This window comes from Pseudomonas sp. PAMC 29040, assembly GCF_003994535.1.
Taxonomy (GTDB): domain Bacteria; phylum Pseudomonadota; class Gammaproteobacteria; order Pseudomonadales; family Pseudomonadaceae; genus Aquipseudomonas; species Aquipseudomonas paraversuta.
Genome location: NZ_RZAA01000006.1, coordinates 147,429 through 168,055 on the forward strand (window position 1 = coordinate 147,429; position 20,627 = coordinate 168,055).

At 60.6% G+C, this 20,627-nt stretch carries 22 protein-coding genes; 13 read left to right on the top strand and 9 right to left on the bottom strand.

The window, feature by feature from the left end:
• Window positions 1-146 precede the first annotated feature (146 nt).
• Window positions 147-467: an EscU/YscU/HrcU family type III secretion system export apparatus switch protein gene (locus tag WG29040_RS12825; RefSeq protein WP_003441895.1), complete on the bottom strand. Its 321-nt coding sequence runs from the start codon at window positions 465-467 to the stop codon at window positions 147-149.
• A complete protein-coding gene (locus tag WG29040_RS12830; protein ID WP_127196239.1) occupies window positions 464-2,035 on the bottom strand; it encodes a flagellar hook-length control protein FliK in 1,572 nt (523 codons plus the stop codon). The genes WG29040_RS12825 and WG29040_RS12830 overlap by 4 nt, the downstream gene beginning before the upstream one ends.
• A 191-nt stretch (window positions 2,036-2,226) precedes the next feature.
• Here WG29040_RS12830 and ccmA point away from each other — a divergent pair, with 191 nt between their 5' ends.
• The 12 genes from ccmA (at window position 2,227) to WG29040_RS24450 (ending at window position 11,843) form a co-directional block, all read left to right on the top strand.
• On the top strand, window positions 2,227-2,862 hold the full coding sequence (gene ccmA, locus WG29040_RS12835) for a cytochrome c biogenesis heme-transporting ATPase CcmA (protein ID WP_003441897.1): 636 nt from the start codon (window positions 2,227-2,229) through the stop codon (window positions 2,860-2,862).
• Window positions 2,859-3,527 (top strand): heme exporter protein CcmB, encoded by a 669-nt coding sequence (gene ccmB, locus WG29040_RS12840; RefSeq protein WP_003441898.1) that lies wholly within the window; start codon window positions 2,859-2,861, stop codon window positions 3,525-3,527. The genes ccmA and ccmB overlap by 4 nt, the downstream gene beginning before the upstream one ends.
• An 84-nt stretch (window positions 3,528-3,611) precedes the next feature.
• A complete protein-coding gene (locus WG29040_RS12845) occupies window positions 3,612-4,370 on the top strand; it encodes a heme ABC transporter permease (protein WP_177412974.1) in 759 nt (252 codons plus the stop codon).
• Entirely contained in the window at window positions 4,367-4,543 is a 177-nt protein-coding gene (gene ccmD, locus WG29040_RS12850) for a heme exporter protein CcmD (RefSeq protein WP_003441903.1), read from the top strand. Before WG29040_RS12845 ends, ccmD begins: the two co-directional genes overlap by 4 nt.
• Window positions 4,540-4,995 carry a cytochrome c maturation protein CcmE gene (gene ccmE, locus WG29040_RS12855; protein ID WP_003441905.1) on the top strand — a complete coding sequence of 152 codons (456 nt, stop codon included), beginning with the start codon at window positions 4,540-4,542 and terminating at the stop codon, window positions 4,993-4,995. Before ccmD ends, ccmE begins: the two co-directional genes overlap by 4 nt.
• 3 nt (window positions 4,996-4,998) lie before the next feature.
• Window positions 4,999-6,987, top strand: a complete 1,989-nt coding sequence (locus tag WG29040_RS12860; protein ID WP_003441907.1) for a heme lyase CcmF/NrfE family subunit — start codon at window positions 4,999-5,001, stop codon at window positions 6,985-6,987.
• The gene (locus WG29040_RS12865) at window positions 6,984-7,520 is read left to right on the top strand and encodes a DsbE family thiol:disulfide interchange protein (protein ID WP_003441908.1); all 537 of its coding nucleotides are present in this window, start codon (window positions 6,984-6,986) and stop codon (window positions 7,518-7,520) included. Before WG29040_RS12860 ends, WG29040_RS12865 begins: the two co-directional genes overlap by 4 nt.
• On the top strand, window positions 7,517-7,993 hold the full coding sequence (locus WG29040_RS12870) for a cytochrome c-type biogenesis protein (protein ID WP_003441910.1): 477 nt from the start codon (window positions 7,517-7,519) through the stop codon (window positions 7,991-7,993). The genes WG29040_RS12865 and WG29040_RS12870 overlap by 4 nt, the downstream gene beginning before the upstream one ends.
• Complete coding sequence (gene ccmI / locus WG29040_RS12875) at window positions 7,986-9,188, top strand: c-type cytochrome biogenesis protein CcmI (protein ID WP_003441913.1); 1,203 nt, start codon at window positions 7,986-7,988, stop codon at window positions 9,186-9,188. Before WG29040_RS12870 ends, ccmI begins: the two co-directional genes overlap by 8 nt.
• 96 nt (window positions 9,189-9,284) lie before the next feature.
• Window positions 9,285-9,680 carry a hypothetical protein gene (locus WG29040_RS12880; RefSeq protein WP_003441914.1) on the top strand — a complete coding sequence of 132 codons (396 nt, stop codon included), beginning with the start codon at window positions 9,285-9,287 and terminating at the stop codon, window positions 9,678-9,680.
• Window positions 9,681-10,044: 364 nt separating this feature from the next.
• A complete protein-coding gene (locus WG29040_RS12885) occupies window positions 10,045-11,730 on the top strand; it encodes a sodium:solute symporter family protein (RefSeq protein ID WP_127196240.1) in 1,686 nt (561 codons plus the stop codon).
• On the top strand, window positions 11,712-11,843 hold the full coding sequence (locus WG29040_RS24450) for a putative transporter small subunit (RefSeq protein WP_003441916.1): 132 nt from the start codon (window positions 11,712-11,714) through the stop codon (window positions 11,841-11,843). The genes WG29040_RS12885 and WG29040_RS24450 overlap by 19 nt, the downstream gene beginning before the upstream one ends.
• Before the next feature lie 47 nt (window positions 11,844-11,890).
• Here the strand turns inward: WG29040_RS24450 and WG29040_RS12890 are convergent, their stop codons facing one another.
• Window positions 11,891-12,613, bottom strand: a complete 723-nt coding sequence (locus WG29040_RS12890) for an SDR family oxidoreductase (RefSeq protein ID WP_127196241.1) — start codon at window positions 12,611-12,613, stop codon at window positions 11,891-11,893.
• A 174-nt stretch (window positions 12,614-12,787) separates the two neighbouring features.
• Here WG29040_RS12890 and WG29040_RS12895 point away from each other — a divergent pair, with 174 nt between their 5' ends.
• Window positions 12,788-13,630: a PhzF family phenazine biosynthesis protein gene (locus WG29040_RS12895; protein WP_003441918.1), complete on the top strand. Its 843-nt coding sequence runs from the start codon at window positions 12,788-12,790 to the stop codon at window positions 13,628-13,630.
• A gap of 15 nt (window positions 13,631-13,645) precedes the next feature.
• Here WG29040_RS12895 and WG29040_RS12900 read toward each other — a convergent pair whose 3' ends face one another.
• The 6 genes from WG29040_RS12900 to hyi all read right to left on the bottom strand — a co-directional run bounded on the left by WG29040_RS12900 (window position 13,646) and on the right by hyi (window position 20,613).
• Window positions 13,646-15,583 (bottom strand): DNA topoisomerase III, encoded by a 1,938-nt coding sequence (locus WG29040_RS12900; protein ID WP_127196242.1) that lies wholly within the window; start codon window positions 15,581-15,583, stop codon window positions 13,646-13,648.
• 212 nt (window positions 15,584-15,795) lie between these two features.
• Window positions 15,796-16,800, bottom strand: coding sequence for a sulfate ABC transporter substrate-binding protein (locus WG29040_RS12905; protein WP_003441920.1), 1,005 nt, complete (start codon window positions 16,798-16,800; stop codon window positions 15,796-15,798).
• 93 nt (window positions 16,801-16,893) lie between these two features.
• A complete protein-coding gene (locus WG29040_RS12910) occupies window positions 16,894-17,715 on the bottom strand; it encodes an ion transporter (protein WP_003441923.1) in 822 nt (273 codons plus the stop codon).
• 39 nt (window positions 17,716-17,754) lie between these two features.
• Window positions 17,755-18,666 (bottom strand): urea transporter, encoded by a 912-nt coding sequence (locus WG29040_RS12915; protein WP_127196243.1) that lies wholly within the window; start codon window positions 18,664-18,666, stop codon window positions 17,755-17,757.
• A gap of 138 nt (window positions 18,667-18,804) precedes the next feature.
• Window positions 18,805-19,695 carry a 2-hydroxy-3-oxopropionate reductase gene (locus WG29040_RS12920; RefSeq protein ID WP_003441938.1) on the bottom strand — a complete coding sequence of 297 codons (891 nt, stop codon included), beginning with the start codon at window positions 19,693-19,695 and terminating at the stop codon, window positions 18,805-18,807.
• Between the two features lie 135 nt (window positions 19,696-19,830).
• Entirely contained in the window at window positions 19,831-20,613 is a 783-nt protein-coding gene (hyi, locus tag WG29040_RS12925) for a hydroxypyruvate isomerase (protein ID WP_003441941.1), read from the bottom strand.
• Window positions 20,614-20,627 lie beyond the last annotated feature (14 nt).

Consider the following 20,627-nt stretch of genomic DNA (forward strand, 5'->3'; position numbering starts at 1 on the left):
GCCGGCCTGGACGGTGAAGTCTGCGATCTGCCGCATTTCTGCACAGCACAACCCCTGTAGGAGCGAGCTTGTCTCGCGAGCGCTTTGCGGTTTGGCTGAAAAGCTCGCGAGACAAGCTCGCTCCTACAGGTGCCTTGTGATCTGGCTTATTTCGGCGGGGTTATATCCCGTTCCACCGGCCCGGCATCGGGATCGAATCCCTCCGGGAATTTGCCTTTAAGCTGCCAGGCAAAGGCAATGATCTCCGCCAGGGTGCGGTACAGCTCCTGCGGGATGCTGTCCCCCAGTTCCATGCGCGCCAGTAATTTCACCAGCTCGGCATTTTCATAAATTGGCACTTCGTACTCGCGGGCCAGTTTGAGAATGGCTTCGGCCAGTTCATCGTCACCCTTGGCGGTGAGGGTGGGCGCTTGTTTGCCGTCGTATTTGAGGGCAATCGCCTGACGCGTTTCGGGCTCTGTGCTCATGCGGTTTCGTCAACCCAGCGTTGTTCCAGTGGGGTGTGGCCACCTTGTGGCGGGATGCCCTGGTGGCAATCGAGATCGGTCACGCTCAGCCCGGCATCGTTGAGACGCTGGCGTAACGTGCCCAGCTGGCTGGCGATCAGTTCTGCGGTACTGGCCCGTTGCGCCCAGAGCTGGCCCGACAGGTTGCCGCGAAGCAATTGCGCCTGTACATGCAAGGGGCCCAGCGGGCTCAGGTCGAAGGCCAGTTCCACCCGCCACAGCTGATCTTTGACTTCACGGCTTTCGGCCGTGTCTTGGGCTTGTTTCTCACCCGGATCTTCACGCTGAAACTTGATCTGCAGCGCAACTACGTCGTGGGCGTTGCGCATCGGTATTTCCAGTTGCCAGGTGGTCAGCAGGTTGCCATCAGCGGTTCGTCCGCTTTGCTCCAGGCTGGACAGTTGATGGCTTTGCAGGCGCGAAATGGCCGCCGCTGCGAGTTTCAGCAAATGTTCCAGGCTGTCTTCGTCTTCGCCACCGGGCAGTCCACGCTTGGGCAGCGGAAAGCCGCCAGGCTGGGGTTTGGCGCTGACCTGGCCGAGCATCCCCAGGGCATTGCGGACAAAGGTCGGCATGGCCTGGGCCTGGCTGCTGGCGGCCATGGCGGGGGTGAAAGCGGAGTTTGCAGGTACGCCCGGCAAGATCTGCGCAATCAGGCGCAGCAATGTGGCTTTCATGTCTGGAGCCAGGGCCTGGGTTTGGCCGTTCAGCAGTCTGGCCTCCAGAAAAGCGCCGCTATTGAGTAAGGCTGCTCCTAATGTTTTGGGGTTACTCAACTCTGCTGGCGTAGGCAAGCCTGCCAACAGCTTGTCGATGGAGGCGCGTAACGCGTCGGGCATGTTGTTGCTGGCCGGGAGTTTTTGCAGGGCGCTGAGCAGGCCTTCCAGTGAAGCCTGGCGACCTTGCTGCATGGCCAGTTGTTGCGCCACCGCCAGTTGATCCTGACGACCGCTCAGCGGGACAAAATTCAGGGTCTGTGCATCCTGCACCTGTGCACTCAGCAAGCTGCCCACGCGCAAGGGTTGGGTGCTGTCCAGAGTCAGGGTGCTGCCGTTCAGGGCGCTGTTGAGCAGTGTGACCATTGAGCGATAGACCGCAGGCTGACCAGCGCTCTGGGCCAGCAGCTGGGTGGTCAGCACTTTGCCCTGCAGCAGGCTGCCCGCCGGCAATTGTTGCGGGTCAAGCCGGGTGAGGCTGGCCACGCCGTTGCTCAGGGCTTGCTGCAGGCTGATGGCCAGACTGCCGGGGCCGGGCTGGCTCACGGCGAGCAGGGTGCCCAGGGGCAGGGGTTGGAGGCTGCTGACTTGCACATTGGTCTGGCGCCCGCTATCGAGGGTCAATCGGAGCAGCAGCTGGAAGGCCGCATCCCCCTGTTTAAGTGATAACACTTGTGCCTGTGCACTTTGGCCGGGGCCGATCAGGCCCGGGAGAGGCTGCAGCAATTTGAGCGTTTCACCGCCCGTAATGCCAGGACGTACGGCGGTCGGCGCAGCGGGCAGGACGGGTGGAATTGTCATGTCGCCTTTCATCGTAACAGCCTGTCGAAATTGGCTCATTTAGAGTAGGGCATGGCATGTATAATGCTGCCCCGTCGTTCAGAGCGGGTGAAAACATCGCTATTGTTTGACCCAGCTCTCTGAAACAGGTCGCCAAAGCATTTATCCTGCATCATTTTAACGGCCGCGCCTCAGCCGACTTGAACCGTGAAGGCCTCAATTACGTGACCAGCCCTCTTTTAGAAGCCGTAGCACTCGCCTGTGAGCGCGACTGGCGGATGCTGTTCGAGAATCTCGAATTGCGACTCGCCAGCGGCGACATGTTACAAATCAGCGGGCCCAACGGCAGCGGCAAGACCAGCCTGTTGCGTTTGTTGGCGGGCCTGATGCAGCCGACGGCGGGTGAAGTCCGGCTCAATGGCCTGCCGTTGAGCAGTCAGCGAACGCAATTGGCCGGTAATCTGCTCTGGATCGGCCATGCTGCCGGTATCAAGGATTTGCTCACCGCGGAAGAGAACCTGGCCTGGCTCTGCGCCCTGCATCGCCCGGCCTCCCGTGACGCTATCTGGGCAGCGCTGGCTGCAGTGGGGCTCAAGGGTTTTGAAGATGTACCGTGCCACACCTTGTCCGCAGGTCAGCAGCGGCGTGTGGCTCTGGCGCGGCTGCATCTGGACAGCCCGCCGTTGTGGATTCTCGATGAGCCGTTTACCGCGCTCGATAAACAGGGTGTGGCCCAGCTCGAAGAGCACCTGGCGAGTCACTGCGAACGCGGTGGCATGGTGGTACTGACCACTCACCACAACCTGACCCGGATGCCGGCCGGTTACCGCGATATCGACCTGGGGCATTGGGCTGTATGAGTGTGTTCGCAACCTTGGTGGCACGTGAAGCGCGTTTGCTGTTTCGCCGTCCGGCGGAACTGGCCAACCCTCTGGTGTTCTTCGCAATTGTGATCGCCATGTTCCCGTTGGCAGTCGGACCCGAGACTCAGTTGTTACAAACCTTGTCTCCGGGGCTGCTCTGGGTAGCTGCCCTGTTATCGGTTTTGCTCTCGCTGGACGGGCTTTTCCGCAGTGATTTCGAGGACGGATCACTGGAGCAGTGGGTCCTTTCGTCGCACCCCCTGCCTCTACTGGTATTGGCCAAAGTGCTGGCACACTGGGCGTTTTCCGGTCTGGCTCTGGTCATCCTGTCGCCGCTGCTGGCCTTGATGCTGGGGTTGCCGGTGGCCTGCCTGCCGGTCTTGCTGCTGTCGTTGTTGCTGGGTACGCCGGTCTTGAGCCTGCTCGGCGCTGTTGGCGCGGCGCTGACCGTGGGCCTCAAACGGGGTGGCCTGCTGCTGGCCCTGCTGATTCTGCCTTTATATATCCCGGTGCTGATTCTTGGCAGCGGCGCGTTGCAGGCGGCCTTGCAAGGCATGCCTGCGACGGGTTATCTGCTTTGGCTTGCAAGCCTGACCGCCCTGGCAGTAACCCTGACACCTTTTGCTATAGCCGCCGGCCTGAAAATCAGCGTCGGCGAATAATGAGGTCTGGCCCCATGGGGCCAGTAAAGACCCTGGCTTTGTCAACGACCCTCGGGCGTGGCAAAGCACCGTGATGGAAACAGCGTGATGAACTGGACTTGGTTTCACAAACTCGGCTCGCCCAAATGGTTCTATGCCATCAGCGGGCGCCTGCTGCCCTGGTTAAGCATTGCGGCAGCGCTGCTGATTACCTGCGGGGTAGTCTGGGGCCTGGCATTTGCGCCGCCCGACTACCAGCAGGGCAATAGCTTCCGGATCATTTATATCCATGTGCCGGCGGCGATGCTGGCCCAGTCCTGTTATGTGATGCTGGCGGTGTGCGGCGTGGTTGGCCTGGTCTGGAAGATGAAAATCGCCGACGTGGCCCTGCAGTGCGCAGCGCCCATCGGTGCCTGGATGACCGCCGTGGCGCTGCTCACCGGTGCGATCTGGGGCAAGCCGACCTGGGGCTCGTGGTGGGTGTGGGATGCTCGCCTGACCTCGATGCTGATCCTGCTGTTTCTGTACTTCGGCCTCATTGCCCTTGGCAATGCCATCACCAATCGCGACAGCGCGGCCAAGGCCTGCGCGGTATTGGCGATTGTCGGCGTGATCAATATCCCGATCATCAAATACTCGGTCGAGTGGTGGAACACCCTGCATCAGGGCGCGACCTTCACCCTGACCGAAAAACCGGCCATGCCGATGGAAATGTGGTTGCCATTGCTGCTGACGGTGCTGGGTTTTTATTGCTTCTTTGGCGCCGTGCTGTTGTTGCGCATGCGCCTCGAAGTACTCAAACGCGAGGCCCGCAGTAGCTGGGTCAAGGCCCTGGTATTGAAAGCGCTGGAGGGTGGACGATGAGCTTTGCGTCTTTCGGCGACTTTATCGCCATGGGCCATCACGCGGTATATGTCTGGTCGGCCTATGGCATTTGCCTGGCAGTGCTGGGGTTGAACGTAGCGCTGCCGATTGTGGCGCGCCGGCGTTATCTGCAACAAGAGGCGCGTCGTTTGCGCCGGGAGAACTCGAAGTGAATCCGCTGCGCAAAAAACGTTTGATCATCATCCTGGCAATTCTGGTGGGGGTAGGCATTGCCGTTGCCCTGGCCTTGAGTGCCCTGCAGCAGAACATCAACCTGTTCTACACCCCGACTCAGATCGCCAATGGCGAAGCCCCGCTGGACACCCGCATTCGTGCCGGCGGCATGGTGCAAGCCGGTTCGTTGAAACGCTCTGGCGACTCGCTGGACGTGCAGTTCGTGGTCACCGATTTCAACAAGTCCGTAACCATCGCTTATCGCGGCATCCTCCCGGATCTGTTCCGTGAGGGGCAGGGCATCGTCGCCCTGGGCAAGCTCAACGCCCAGGGTGTGGTGGTGGCTGATGAAGTGCTGGCCAAGCACGACGAAAAATACATGCCGCCCGAAGTGACCAAAGCGTTGAATGAAAGTGGCCAGTCCGCGCCTGTACCGGCTAAAGAGGGTTAAGTAATGACGTTTGGACTGTTTGTTCCTGAATTGGGCCAGCTGGCCATGATTCTGGCCCTGTGCTTTGCCATCGTGCAGGCCATCGTGCCGCTGCTGGGTGCCTGGCGCGGCGACAAGTTGTGGATGAGCCTGGCGCAACCTGCCGCCTGGGGCCAGTTTGCCTTCCTGCTGTTTTCGTTCGGTTGCCTGACCTACGCCTTTATGAGTGATGATTTCTCGGTGGCGTACGTGGCGAGCAACTCCAACAGCGCGCTGCCCTGGTACTACAAGTTCAGCGCCGTGTGGGGCGCCCACGAAGGTTCGCTGCTGTTGTGGGCGATGATTCTGGGGGGCTGGACCTTCGCCGTGTCGATCTTCTCGCGCCAGTTGCCGCAAGTGATGCTGGCCCGGGTGCTGGCGATCATGGGCATGATCAGTATCGGCTTCCTGCTGTTTCTGATCATGACTTCGAATCCGTTCGTACGTCTGCTTCCGCAAATTCCTGCAAACGGCAATGACCTTAACCCGCTGCTGCAGGACATCGGTCTGATCGTTCACCCGCCGATGCTGTACATGGGCTATGTCGGTTTCTCGGTGGCCTTTGCCTTCGCCATTGCCGCCTTGCTCGGCGGTCGGCTGGATGCTGCCTGGGCCCGCTGGTCGCGTCCGTGGACCATCGTTGCCTGGGCCTTTCTCGGTATCGGTATCACCCTGGGTTCGTGGTGGGCGTATTACGAGCTTGGCTGGGGCGGCTGGTGGTTCTGGGACCCGGTAGAAAACGCCTCGTTCATGCCATGGCTGGTGGGCACAGCGCTGATTCACTCGCTGGCCGTGACCGAAAAACGCGGAGTGTTCAAAAGCTGGACCGTGTTGCTGGCGATTGCCGCCTTTTCGTTGAGCCTGCTGGGGACCTTCCTGGTGCGTTCCGGCGTGCTGACGTCGGTCCACGCGTTTGCCTCCGACCCCGAGCGCGGGGTGTTCATCCTGATTTTCCTGCTGTTTGTCGTAGGCGGTTCGCTGACCCTGTTTGCGTTGCGTGCACCGGTGGTCAAGAGCCACGTCAGCTTCAAGCTGTGGTCCCGCGAAACCTTGCTGCTGGGCAATAACCTGGTGCTGGTGGTGGCCGCTTCGATGATTCTGCTGGGCACCTTGTATCCGCTGATTCTGGATGCCATCAGTGGCGCCAAGATGTCGGTCGGCCCGCCGTATTTCAACGCCATGTTCATTCCACTGATGGGCTTGCTGATGGTGGTAATGGCTGTCGGCATGCTGGTGCGCTGGAAAGACACTCCGGTCAAATGGCTGCTGAGCATGCTGACCCCGGTTCTGCTGGGCAGTGCGGCGCTGGCGGCGATTGCCGGCGTAGCCTATGGCGACTTCAACTGGGCGGTGATCACCACCTTTATGCTGGCGGCGTGGGTGTTGCTGGCCGGGGTGCGCGACATTGGCGACAAAACCCGTCACAAAGGCCTGATCAAAGGCATGCGCAGCCTGACCCGCAGCTACTGGGGCATGCAGATCGCCCACCTGGGGATTGCGGTCTGCGCGCTGGGCGTGGTGTTGTCGAGCCAGAACAGTGCCGAGCGCGACTTGCGTCTGGCGCCGGGCGAGTCCATGGAGCTGGGTGGTTATCACTTCATTTTTGAAGGTGCCAAGCACTACCAGGGCCCCAACTTCACATCGGACAAAGGCACGGTACGGGTGATCCGTAACGGCAAGGAAGTCAGCGTGCTGCACCCGGAAAAACGTTTGTACACGGTGCAGAACTCGATGATGACCGAAGCCGGGATCGATGCCGGCTTTACCCGTGACCTCTATGTAGCACTGGGTGAACCGCTGGATAACGGTGCCTGGGCCGTACGGGTGCATGTCAAACCGTTCGTGCGCTGGATCTGGTTCGGCGGCCTGCTCACAGGCTTTGGCGGTTTGCTGGCAGCGATGGACCGGCGTTATCGGGTCAAGGTTAAAAGCCGCGTGCGTGAAGCATTGGGCATGACAGGAGCCACCGTATGAAGCGCTGGTTGATGCTGGTTCCGCTGGCCGTATTTCTGGGCATGGCGTGGTTTCTCTACAGAGGCCTGTACCTGGACCCCACCGAATTGCCCTCGGCAATGATCGACAAGCCGTTCCCGGCATTCAGCCTGCCAGCGGTCGAGGGTGACAAGACCCTGACCGAGGCCGACCTCAAGGGCAAGCCGGCGCTGGTCAACGTGTGGGCCACCTGGTGTATTTCGTGCCGGGTCGAGCACCCGGTGCTGACCAAACTGGCCGAGCAGGGTGTGGTGATTTACGGCGTCAACTACAAGGACGTGAATGCCGACGCCAAAAAATGGCTCAAGGACTTTCACAATCCCTACCAGCTGGACATCAACGATGCAGACGGCTCCCTGGGCCTGAACCTCGGGGTGTACGGTGCGCCCGAGACCTTCCTGATCGACAGCAAGGGCATCATTCGCCACAAGTTTGTCGGTGTGATCGATGAAACCGTTTGGCGCGAACAACTGGCCAGCCGCTATCAGGCGCTGGTTGACGAGGCCAAGCCATGAAGCGCTGGTTAGCGGCAGCAGCCCTGGGCCTGGCCCTGAGCGGCGTGGCCCAGGGGGCCATCGATACCTATGAGTTTGCCAATGATGCCGAACGCGCGCGTTTTCGTGAGCTGACCCAGGAACTGCGTTGCCCCAAGTGTCAGAATCAGGACATTGCCGACTCCAATGCACCGATCGCCACTGACCTGCGGCGCGAGATCTACCGCATGCTGGGCGAGGGCAAGGACAACCAGCAAATCCTCGACTTCATGGTCGCGCGCTACGGCGATTTCGTGCTCTACAAGCCGGCCCTGACCAGCAAGACCGCAGTGCTCTGGTTTGGCCCGTTCGCCTTGCTGCTCGGTGGCCTGGTGCTGATCGGGGTGATTGTCGGTCGCCGTCGTCGAGCCCCGCAGGCTGCAGGCTCGGACACACTTTCTGTCGAAGAGCGTCAGCGCCTCGACACTTTGCTGGATAAAACCAAAGATGATTGATTTCTGGCTCGCAGCAGGCTTGCTGCTACTCATTGCCCTCAGTTTTTTATTGATTCCGGTACTGCGCGGGCGTCGTGCCCAGCGTGAAGAAGACCGTACCGCGCTCAACGTAGCGTTGTATCAGGAGCGTCTGGCTGAATTGCAGCAGCAGCTTGAAGAGGGCGTATTGAACGCCGGGCAGCTGGAAGCCGGGCGTGCCGAAGCCGCCCGGGAATTGCTGGCAGACACTGAAGGCGTGGCCCCGGCGCGGGTTTCCAGCCTGGGCAAAGCCTTGCCACTGCTGGCAGCGATCATGGTTCCGGTATTGGGTCTGGGCCTGTACCTGCACTATGGCTCCAGCGATAAAGTCGAGCTGACCCGCGAATTCTCGCAACCGCCGCAATCCCTTGAAGAGATGGTCGCGCGCCTGGAGCGTGCTGCGGCAGCGCAGCCGGACTCGGCCGAAGGCCTGTATTTCCTGGGGCGTGCCTATATGGCGCAAAACCGCCCGGCCGACGCCGCCAAAGTGTTTGAGCGCACCGTGGCCCTGGCCGGCCGTCAGCCGGAGTTGTTGGGTCAGTGGGCCCAGGCGCAGTACTTTGCCGATGACAAACAGTGGAGCGACAAGACCCAGGCGCTGACCGATGAAGCCCTGAAGGCCGATCCGAAAGAAGTCACCAGCCTCGGTCTGCTGGGTATCGCCGCCTTTGAAGGCAAGCGTTATCAGGAAGCCATCACCTATTGGCAGCGTCTGCTCAACGAGCTGCCCCAGGGTGACAAGTCCCGTGAAGCGCTGGAAGGCGGCATCGAACGTGCTCGTCAGCAGTTGCTGGCCAGTGGTGGCAAAGTCGAAGAGGCCCCTGCGGCCAAGGCCCGGGCTTCGATCAAGGTCAGTGTCGATCTGGCTGATGCAGTCAAGGCCCAGGTCCTGCCGGGTGACAGCGTCTTCATCTTCGCCCGTGCAGTCTCAGGCCCGCCGGCACCCCTGGCGGTCAAGCGCGTGACCGTGGCCGACCTGCCGATCACCGTTGAACTGGGTGATGTCGACGCAATGATGCCGCAATTGAAACTGTCCAACTTTCCTGAAGTCCAACTCATGGCACGCATCTCCCGCGCCGGCCAGCCAACAGCCGGCGAGTGGATAGGGCGGGGCAAACCGCTGTCCAGCAGCACCACGCAGCTGCAACAGCTGACCATCGACAGTCCGGACAAATAACCGGGAACCCGCAGGAGCGAGCTTTTTCAAAGCGGCAACGAAAAGCTCGCCAGCAAGCTCGCTCCTGCAGGGCAATCAATGACAAGAGAATTATCCATGGCCGTCCTTGTACGCATCACTGTGCTCAGTCTGGTTTTAGGCCTCAGTGCCTGTGCGGTTCATCAGCCCTATGAACCCTCGGCGCCATCGACACCCGCTCCGCAACCGGCGCCGCAGCCTTCGGGTCAGCCGTTGCCGGACATGCCCATCCCCAAGCCGCCCAAGCCGCTGCCGCGGACTTCGGCCACCTTCGCGCCGCCACCCGGTGGCCCGAGCCATTGGGATGCGCGCATGGGGGTCTATGTGCTGGATGACCAGACCAACATCTTCTATCGCCAGCGTGCCTACTACCGTTGGGACAATGGCTGGAGCCGGGCAGTCAGCCCCAATGGCCCGTGGGAAGAGACCGACACCAGCGGTGTTCCGCCGGGGTTGAGCCGGCAGTTCAAGTGATGTAGTAACGGCGGCCCTCGGGTCGCCGTTTTTGTTTATGGGACTGCAACCGGCAATCCCCGCCCCAAGCCTGTTATAATTCCCGGCTGTCGGTGTCAGGCCTTGTGCCTTGGATACCGACTCATCTTCCGGCTCTTGCCGGCCATTGCTGCAAGCACAGGGTTCAACGTGCTGGCGCACGCTTTACCTTTGGACCTGGGTCGCCCTTTGCGTCCCGTCCCTTGTCAGCCTTCATGAAAACAACCCAGCGGACCGCTGTCCGTCGCTGCCTGCCTGTCAGGAAACCCGGGTTGTTTTGCGCCTGCCTTTATCGGCCTTTCGTTGCGACTGTGACGACTGTGGCGCACATAAAAAGGAGAAAGGAATGTTTCAACTTTCCACCCCCACCGTGTTGCTGCTTCTGTTCTGTTTCTATGGCCTGACCTTTCTGGTGTCGTTGCGCGTCGGGCGCAAGGACGAAAACGTCGATGGTTATATGGTCTCCAATAATTCCATTGGCTTCGGCATGGCGGCTGCCAGCATGACCGCCACCTGGATCTGGGCGGCCTCGTTCTATGCCGCTGCCAGCTCCGGCTACAAGTTCGGTCTTTCGGGGGCGCTGCATTACGGCTTCTGGGGCGCGCTGATGATTCTGTTTATCTACCCCTTCGGCCGGCGTTTTCGCGAGCTGGCACCCAAGGCCCATACCCTGGCGGAAATCATGCATGCCCGGCACGGGCGCTCCAGCCAGATGATTCTGGCGGGCTCCAATATTGTCGGGAGCATGATCAGCCTGATGGTCAACTTCACCGCCGCCGGGGCGCTGGTGGCGGTACTCTCGCCCTTGAGCTTTATCCACGGGGTCTTGATCGCAGGCTTCGGGATTCTGGGCTACACCATCTGGTCGGGTTTTCGCTCTTCGGTGCTGACGGATTTCGGTCAGTTGATCGCCATGATCTTCGCGGCCGTGGTGATTATTCCGATTATTTTCTTCCAGCTCGGCGGCCCGGAATTATTTGCCCGGGGCATGCCGAATATTTCTGCCGAACAAGCGAGTTTTTACTCGAAAACCGCGATTCTGGAACAGGGCGCCCCCTATTTTGTCGCGGTGCTGGCGTATGCCATTGGTAATCAGACCATCGCCCAGCGGCTGTTCGCGGTGCGTGAAGACCTGATGAAATCGACCTTTGTCACGGCTACCATCGGCTATGCCTCGATCGTGATCGGCCTTGGCATGCTGGGTTTTCTGGCATTGCTGGCCGGTGTGCAACCGGTGGACGGCGACCTTAACAACCTGATCCCGCAGATGGCCTCGACCTACTTGCCACCTTTTGCGGTCGGGCTGTTTTTCATCATGGTGATTGGCTCGCTGTCGTCCACTGCCGATTCGGATCTGTCGGCGTTGTCGGCACTGGTGATGACCGACGTCTATGGCAAAAATATGGCCAAGGGCAAACCCAATCCTAAAACCATGTTGTTCGTCGGGCGCATGACCATGGTGGTGGCGACGATGCTCGCGGTGGTTTTCGCCAGTCTCAAGCTGGACATCCTGACCATGCTGATTTTTGTCGGCGCACTGTGGGGAGCCATCGTGTTCCCGGTAATCGCCAGCCTGTACTGGGGGCGCATCACCAATGCCGCCTTCACCAGTGCGGCCATTGCCGGTTTTGTCATGTTTCTGGTGGCGCGCTTCGAACTGCTGGAACTGCAGGGAGTGGTGGCCCTGTTCTTCGAACTCTTTGCATCGGTCGGTGGCGGGGTAGTCATAGGTTTGATGGCCTTTGGTTTCTTCGGACGCAAGGTCGGATTCACCTTGGGCGGCTTGGCGTTTCTGGTGCTTGCACCCTTTGCCTTCGGCTTCTTGCGCGACTACCCGGTTTTGCTCAGTTCACTCACTGCCTACGGCATCAGTACCGTGGTCTGTGTACTGGTGAGTTTGCTGTCCAACGAAAACTTTGATTTCGACTGCATCAATGAGCGTGTGGTGGCCTTCCACTACAACCCTGTGCCCGAAACCTTGGATAAACCTGCAATTGAACAAGGAGATTCCCCATGTCCAGCTACGCGTTAACCCTTTATGTAATGATCTGGCCGGTGATAGCGGCGGGCGTGATGATCACCCTGTGCGTCAGTGTGTACCGCGATATGCGCAAGGCCAGACGTGACGGTACCGACCTGGTGTAAATCGTTCCGTGGTGCGGGCAAGTGCCGTGCGCTTGCCCGCATGCGCATTAAAACGCGGCCTTGCCTACCGAGGCACCGCCGTCGACAAACAGGGTCTGGCCAGTGATGAAGCCGCTGTTCTCCGAGAGCAGGAAGGCAATTGCCGAGGCAATTTCCTCGGGTTGTCCCAGACGTGCCATCGGCACTCCGGCCAGATAGCGGGCTTCGCCTGCCGAACCCGGCGGGTTATTGGCACGGAACAGTTCGGTTTCGGTAGGGCCCGGGGCCACGGCGTTCACGGTGATCCCGCTTTGCGCCAGCTCCAGTGCCCACGAACGGGTGAAGCTGACCAGTGCGGCTTTGGCCGCGGCATAGGCGGTGCGTTGAGCGATGCCCAGCACCGTCAGGCTGGAAATATTGACAATCCGGCCCCAGCCCCGTGCCTGCATCCCCGGCAGCAAAGCCTGGGTGGCTTGCAGCGCCGAGTGCAGGTTGACCCGCATTACGTCATCAAACGCATCCAGATCGATTTCACCCAGTGCTTGAGGGCGAACCAGCCCTACGTTATTCACCAGCCCGTCAAACGCAATGCGTTCGCTGAGTTCCCCGAGCACCTGGGCGCTGCGTTCGCGGTCGGCCAGATCCAGCGCCACCAGCGTGCCGGGAAAGCTCGGGTCATCGGCATTGCGGGCGATGCCCACCACGGTATGCCCAGCTTGCGCCAGCCAGGTTGCCAGGGCGCGACCGATACCTTTGCTGGCACCAGTGATGAGGAAGGTACGTGCAGTCATGCTGTGCTCCTGAGTTAAATCTGCAGCGATGATACCGGTTTGCCATTGACCCTGTAGGAGCGAGCTTGCTCGCGAGCTTTTTGTTGCTGCGATGTAAAAGCTCGCGGGCAAGCTCGCCCCTACAGGGCGGGGGGCCATGGTAGGCTGCGATTTATTCGAAAACAGGAGGTCGCAGTGAGCCAATTTGAATTCAAACAAGTGGATGTTTTCAGCACGGTTGCCCTCAAAGGCAACCCGGTGGCGGTGGTGTTGAACGCGGACAGTCTGAGCGATCAGCAAATGGCCGACTTTGCGCGCTGGACCAACCTCAGTGAAACCACTTTCGTCCTCAAACCGCAAAACCCGGAAGCAGATTACCGCCTGCGGATTTTCACCACCCTCAGGGAGCTGCCCTTTGCCGGGCACCCGACGTTGGGCAGTTGCCATGCCTGGCTGGAAGCAGGTGGCAAGCCGCGGGGTGAAGAAATCATCCAGGAATGCGCCGTGGGCCTGATCCGGGTTCGTCGCCAGAATGGACAGCTGGCTTTCACTGCACCGCCTCTGCTGCGCGACGAAGCCCTGGATGACGACCTGCTGCAGCGCATCTGCCGTGGCCTGGGGATCGACACCCGGGCGGTGGTGCAGGCCCGCTGGATCGACAATGGTCCCGGCTGGCTGGGGTTGCTGCTGCGCGATCGCGAACAGGTGCTGGCGCTGAAGCCGGACTTTTCACAGTTGCATAATCGGGTGGTCGGCGTAGTCGCCCCGTGGAACCCCGAGCGCGACGGCACTGAAGCGCAATTTGAAGTCCGTGCCTTCGTTGCCGGTGACGGCATGTCGGAAGATCCGGTGACCGGCAGCCTGAATGCCGGGCTGGCGCAATGGTTGATTGGCGCGGGTATTGCTCCGTCGCGCTATGTGGCCAGCCAGGGCACGGCCATGGGCCGGGAAGGGCGGGTATCGATTGAGAAAGTCGGCGCCGATATCTGGGTCGGCGGTGCCGCAGTGACCTGCATCAACGGCTCGCTGACGCTTTGACCGGCAGCCGCCGGCTCAAGTGCTTTTAGCTTTCACCGCCCGCTTTGGCTTTGCCCTGGCGGGCGCTGCCTTACGTTTTTTCTTCCACGCCGGCGCCATGCCCGCCGGGCTGGCCGGGCCGCTGATGGTCATGGTCATGCCACTGCAGCGGGCGATGTGTTTGCTCATCCACGCCGCCTGTTTGGCGACGAAGGTCTCCAGGGTCATTTCACCGCTTTGCACCATGTCCAGCGCTTGTTCCCAGATGGCAGTGGTGCCGGGGTCGGCGATGGCGCGGGGCACCGCATCGATCAGGCTGAAGGCCGGCGCAGTGGCGGCCAGGGCCTTGCCGTTTTTGATCAGGTAGCCACGATCCAGCAGCCCCTGAATGATCCCGGCGCGGGTGGCCTCGGTGCCGATGCCGGTGGTGTCCTTGAGCTTTTGTTTTAACAGCGGGTCCTGCACCAGTTTGGCGACGTTTTTCATTGCCTTGATCAGGTCGCCTTCGGTGAAAGGCTTGGGTGGCTGGGTCCACAGGTCTTTGAGGTGGACGTTGGCAATGGCGCAGTCCAGACCCTCGCGCAAAATCGGCAATGGTTGCGGGGCCGCAGCTTCGCGACCCCTGGCCGGAGCCAGGGCCTCGGGCAGGGCGCGTTTCCAGCCGGCTTCGACAATTTGTTTGCCCACGGCCCGCAGGGCCTGGCCGGCGCAATCGAAGTCGGCCTGGGTGCGATCGTATTCGTGGTTGGGCAGGAATTGTGCCAGATAGCGTGCGCGAATCAGGGTATACACCGCACGGTGTTTGCCCGTCAGGCGTTCCAGGTTTTTCGCCGCTGCCGTAGGAATGATGCCGTGGTGAGCACTGACTTTGGCGTCGTTCCAGGCCCGGGAGCGGCGTTGCGGGTCGAGGTGTCCGGCCAGCGGTGCCAGGCTCGGGTCGGCCTGTTGCAGGGCTGCCAGAATCGATGCTGCTTCGCTGTGCTGGCTTTGCGGCAGGTAACCGCAGTCACTGCGCGGGTAGGTGACCACCTTGTAGGTTTCGTACAGTGCCTGGGCGATGTCGAGGGTTTCCTGGGCGCCGAGGCCGAGCTTTTTCGAACACACTTCTTGCAGGGTGCCGAGGTCGAATGGCAGTGGCGCGACTTCCCGCATGCGTTCGGTGCGCAATTTGCTCACCCGGGCACTGCCGGCGCTGTTGATGGCGTCGGCCGCCTGCTGGGCATGGGCCTGATTGAGGCAGCGATCCTGTTCGTCGCAGGTGTCGGGATCGGCCCGCCACTGTGCGGTGAACAACTGCCCGTCGTGTTTGAGCTGCACGTCGATGGCCCAGTAAGCCACGGGTACGAAGTCGCTGATGCTGCGATCGCGGTCGACCACCAGTCGCAGGGTGGGGGTTTGTACCCGGCCCACCGGCAGTACGCCCTGATAGCCGGACTGGCGCCCGAGGAGGGTGAACAGGCGGCTCATGTTCATCCCGATCAGCCAGTCGGCCCGCGAGCGGCCCAGGGCCGAGTGGTAGAGGTTAAAGGTTTCGCTGCCCGGCTTGAGGGCGGCCAGGGCCTTGCGAATAGACGCGTCATCCAGGGCTGACAGCCACAGGCGCTGGATCGGCCCGCGATAGCGGCAGTGCTCGACCAGTTCACGGGCGATCATTTCACCTTCGCGATCGGCGTCGGTGGCGATCACCAGTTCGCTGGCTTCGCCGAGCAGGCGTTTGACGGCCTTGAACTGGCTGGCGGTCTTGGGCTTGACGCGCATTTTCCACTTTTCGGGAATGATCGGCAGATCGGCCAGCACCCAGCGCTTGTAGCGCTCGTCGTAGGCATCGGGCGGGGCGGTTTCGAGCAAGTGACCGATGCACCAGGTGACGGTGACAGCGGGGCCCACCCAGCAGCCATCACCGCGTCGGCTGGCACCGAGCACGGCCGCAATATCTTTGGCCTGGGAAGGTTTTTCGCACAGAAACAGCCGCATAGCTCCACTCATTCATCATGCCGCACAGAAGGTGCACAGCATGGCAGAGAATGGCTGAAGGGCAACTGTTTTTACTGTGTTTTTGTACAGCTTTGAGGTGGTTGCCAACCAACCTGCAGGAGCGAGCTCTTCGTTGTGGCGTTGAAAAAGCTCGCGAGCAAGCTCGCTCCTACAGACAAGTTCGCTCCTGCAGACCAGCTCGTGGGTGGGGGTTATTGACCGTTGTAGATCTGGTCGAACACGCCACCGTCGTTGAAGTACTTTTTCTGCACGTCGCGCCAGTCGCCGAAGGTTTTCTCAACCGACAGGAAATCGACTTTCGGGAAGCGGTCGTTGTACTTGGCCAGGATTGCCTGGTCCCGTGGACGCAGGTAGTTTTTGGCGGCGATTTCCTGACCTTCAGGAGACCACAGGTACTTCAGATATTCTTCGGCCGTTGCGCGGGTGCCTTTTTTGTCCACCACCTTGTCGACTACGGTCACTGGCGGCTCGGCTTCGGCCGATACGCTCGGGTAGATCACTTCGAACTGGTCGCGACCGAACTCGCGGGCGATCATTTCCGCTTCGTTTTCGAAGGTCACCAGCACGTCGCCGATCTGGTTGGTCATAAAGGTGGTGGTGGCTGCACGGCCGCCGGTGTCCAGTACAGGAGCCTGCTTGAACAGTTTGCCGACGAACTCCTTGGCCTTGGTTTCATCGCCGCCGTTCTTCAGAACATAGCCCCAGGCCGAAAGGAAGGTGTAGCGGCCGTTACCCGAGGTTTTCGGGTTTGGCACTATCACTTGCACGCCATCCTTGAGCAGGTCCGGCCAGTCTTTCAGGGCTTTGGGGTTGCCTTTGCGCACAATAAACACGGTGGCCGAAGTGAAAGGCGCGCTGTTGTCCGGCAGGCGGGTCACCCAGTTTTGCGGAACCAGCTGGCCATTATCAGCCAGGGCATTGATGTCGGTGGCCATGTTCATGGTGATCACGTCAGCCGGCAGGCCATCAATCACTGATCGGGCCTGTTTGCTCGAACCGCCAAAGGACATTTGCACATTGAGCTTGGTGCCATGCTCGGCTTCCCAGTGTTTCTGGAACGCGGCATTGTAGTCCTTGTAGAAATCGCGCATCACATCGTAGGACACGTTTAGCAATGGCGGCGGGGTGGCTGCATGGGCAATGCTGCCGAGGGCCAGGCCAGCGGCCAGGATTGAGGCACTAAAAAGTTTTTTCACTGCGCATTCCTTGTTATAGGGAGCAATAGGGGCAAATTGCCAGCGACTATAGTCGCTGCCGCATAGGTCTTAAAAGATTAAAAAGCACTTTGGTTATGCATTTTTAGCATATAGAGCATTGCCGCAGCGTGAACAGAATGAGGCGGACTGTTCGTGACGTTGTTTCTTGCACGCCGGGCAGTCGTGCTGCAGTTGCTCGCCGCGCATGGCGTTGGCCAGTTCGGCGGTAAAAATACCGGTTGGCACGGCGATAATCGAGTAGCCCGTGATCATGACCATGGCCGAGATGACTCGCCCGAGGACGGTTTGCGGCACGATGTCACCGTAACCCACAGTGGTCAGGGTCACGATGGCCCAATAGATGCTCACAGGAATGCTGGTAAAGCCGTTCTCCGGGCCTTCAACCACATACATCAAGGTGCCGAACACGGTCACCAGGGTCGATACACCGACCAGGAAAACGATGATTTTCTGTTTGCTGCCCCGCAGGGCCGAGAGCAGGTAGTTGGCCTGGCTGAGGTACGGCACCAGCTTGAGCACCCGAAAGATGCGCAGCATGCGGATGATGCGGATGATCAGCAGGTACTGCGCGTCACTGTAATAAATCGCCAGAATGCCGGGTACGATCGCCAGCAGGTCCACCAGCCCGTAAAAGCTGAAGGCATAGCGCAGGGGCCTGGGTGAGCAATACAGGCGCAGGCCGTACTCCACGGCAAAGACAAAGGTGAAACCCCACTCGATGTAAGCCAGCAGATCGGCGTAGTCGCGGTGAATGCTGTTGATGCTGTCGAGCACCACCACCACCAGGCTGCACAGAATGATCAGTAACAGCGTGGTGTCAAAGCGCCGCCCGGCAGGCGTGTCAGCCTGAAAGACCATGACGTACAGGCGTTGACGCCAATCCTTGTTATTCATGTAGGTTGCTCGAGCCTTAAATGACAGAAGGTTCAAGGATTAACGCTCAATGCGCAACCTGCATTGCTCTTCGGATTTCGCCGCGGCGGGCCTGAGTACCCGCACACTGGAATGCACCAGCCAGCAGGCGAGAATAAATGGAGCGGTTAAAAGGGGCAGCCCCAGGGTAATGAATCCGGGGGTCAGGATCAGGGTCACGACGATACCGATCAATGGCAGCCAGGGTCGACGTCGCTGCTGGCTCAGGGCCAGGGCGGCCAGCACCGGGTTGTAGCCGCCGAGCCCGCTGAGCGCGGCACTGGTGTCCTGTTGATACAGACTGAATAAAAGACCTGCCAGCGATCCCGCCAATGCCCAGCCTGCGGCCCGCCAACTGCTCAGCCACAGCCCGAGCGCAATCAGCAACCCGGCCACGGGGTGTTGCAGCAACATGACCTGGCCAATGCCTTTGAGCACGGCCAGACCCAGGGTCAGGCCATTGAGTGGCAGGTCGTGATTCAGGGGTTGGGCCGGCGGGTTGTGCAGGTGCAGCAGGATCCAGCCCAGCCCGACAAAGGGCGCGGTATAGGCCAGAAGGCTTTGCCCGTCTGCCGCGCGTTTGAGCCACTGGTGAATCAGCATGGTACTCAGGCCGGCACTGGCGATGATCAGCAGCGGCAACAGGGCCGACCATTGCAGTTGGTGGCTCAGCAACATGCCCAACAGAATGCCGTTGTAGCTATAGAGGCCTGCCTGGCGTTCGGCCTTGGGATAGTCACGGCGTTGCGCAGTCAAGAGCCCGGCAATCCCTCCCAGCAACGCGCCACTGAGCAGGCCCGGGGCACTGACCAGAATTGCCAGCAAGCACAAAACCCCACACAGCGGCTGGCGCTGGAGGAAGATCTGACTGAACCCCGCGCACAGAGCGGTGGCCCAGTCAGGGCATGCAGGACTGAGTTGGTTTGAGCCCATGATGAGTTCCGTGGCACGCGGAGGGGGGGTAGTCGCGGCCGGGGCACGAAGGCTGCGAGCGCTTGGCGGTTAACTGCTAACCGCCAAGCGCGGTCCTGCGGCCCGCATCGCTGCCTTCGTGCCTCGTCAGCGTCAGGTTTATTTGTCGCGGATCGAGAAGTTGGCCATGTGCTCCAGGCCCTTGATCAGTGCCGAGTGATCCCAGTTGCTGCCACCCAGGGCGGCGCAGGTGCTGAACACTTGTTGTGCGTTGGCGGTGTTGGGCAGGTTGATCCCCAGCTCGCGGGCACCGGCCAGCGCCAGGTTGAGGTCTTTCTGGTGCAGGCTGATGCGGAAGCCCGGATCGAAAGTGCCTTTAATCATGCGCTCGCCGTGCACTTCGAGGATTTTCGAAGAGGCAAAACCGCCCATCAGGGCCTCGCGAACCTTGGCCGGGTCAGCGCCGTTTTTGGCGGCAAACACCAAGGCTTCAGCCACCGCCTGAATGTTCAGGGCGACGATGATCTGGTTCGCCACTTTGGCGGTCTGACCGTCGCCGTTGCCGCCGACCAGGGTGATGTTTTTGCCCATGCTCTGGAGCAGGGACAGGGCGCGGGCGAAGGTCTTTTCGTCGCCGCCGACCATGATGCTCAAGGTGCCTGCCTTGGCCCCGACTTCACCACCGGAGACCGGCGCGTCCAGGTATTGCGCGCCTTTGGCATTGATCTTTGCGGCGAAGGCTTTGGTTGCAGTGGGGGAGATCGAGCTCATGTCGATCACCACTTTGTTCGGGCTCAGGCCGGCAGCGATGCCGTCCTCGCGGAACAGCACGTCCTCGACCTGGGGGGTGTCCGGGACCATTACGATGATGAACTCGGCCTCCTGGGCGACTTCTTGCGGGCTGGCCAGGGCGACCGCGCCAGCGGCCACCAGATCGGCAGGAGCTGCACCGTGGTGGGTGGACAGGAACAGGCTGTGCCCGGCCTTTTGCAGGTTGCTGGCCATGGGTGAGCCCATGATGCCGGTGCCGATAAATCCGATTTTAGCCATGACAAATCCTCTTGTTTTTATTTGCAGCTGATGCAGGTCCGTGGGAGCTGGCTTGCCAGCGATGCGGTGTTTCCGTTTTCGCCGGGTGATCCAATCGCTGGCAAGCCGGCTCCCACAAAAGACCCGTAGTCGCGCTTAAACCGCGTTGTGGGTTTTGAGCCACGCAAGACCGGCTTCGGTGCTGGTCAGCGGCTTGTATTCGCAGCCGACCCAGCCTTGATAGCCAATACGGTCAAGGTGCTCGAACAGGAAGCGATAATTGATCTCGCCGGTGCCGGGTTCGTGGCGCCCCGGGTTGTCGGCCAGCTGGATGTGGTTGATCTGCGGCAGGTGCGCCTGCATCGTGCGGGCCAGATCCCCTTCCATGATTTGCATGTGATAGATGTCGTATTGCAGGAACAGGTTGGCACTGCCGACCTTGTCCTGAATGGCCAGTGCCTGCTTGGTGTTGTTCAGGTAGAAGCCCGGGATGTCGAGGGTGTTGATCGACTCCATCACCAGCCTGATCCCCGCCGCCTGAAGCTTGTCGGCGGCGTACTTGAGGTTGCTGACCAGGGTTTTTTCGACCTCGGCCTCGGCCACGCCCTGGGGGCGAATTCCGGCCAGGCAGTTGATCTGGTCGTTGCCCAGGACTTGTGCATAAGCGAGGGCCAGATCGACCCCCGCGCGAAATTCTTCAACCCGGTCCGGGTGGCAGGCAATGCCGCGCTCGCCCTTGGCCCAGTCACCGGCTGGCAGGTTGAACAGCACCTGGGTCAGTTTGTTGGCGTCGAGCTGGGCCTTGATCTCGGCGGAGCTGTAGTCGTAAGGAAACAGGTATTCAACGCCGTGGAAACCAGCATTGGCAGCCGCTTGAAAACGGACAAGGAAATCCTGTTCGGTGAACAGCATGGACAGGTTGGCGGCAAAACGCGGCATGGTGAACTCCTGTG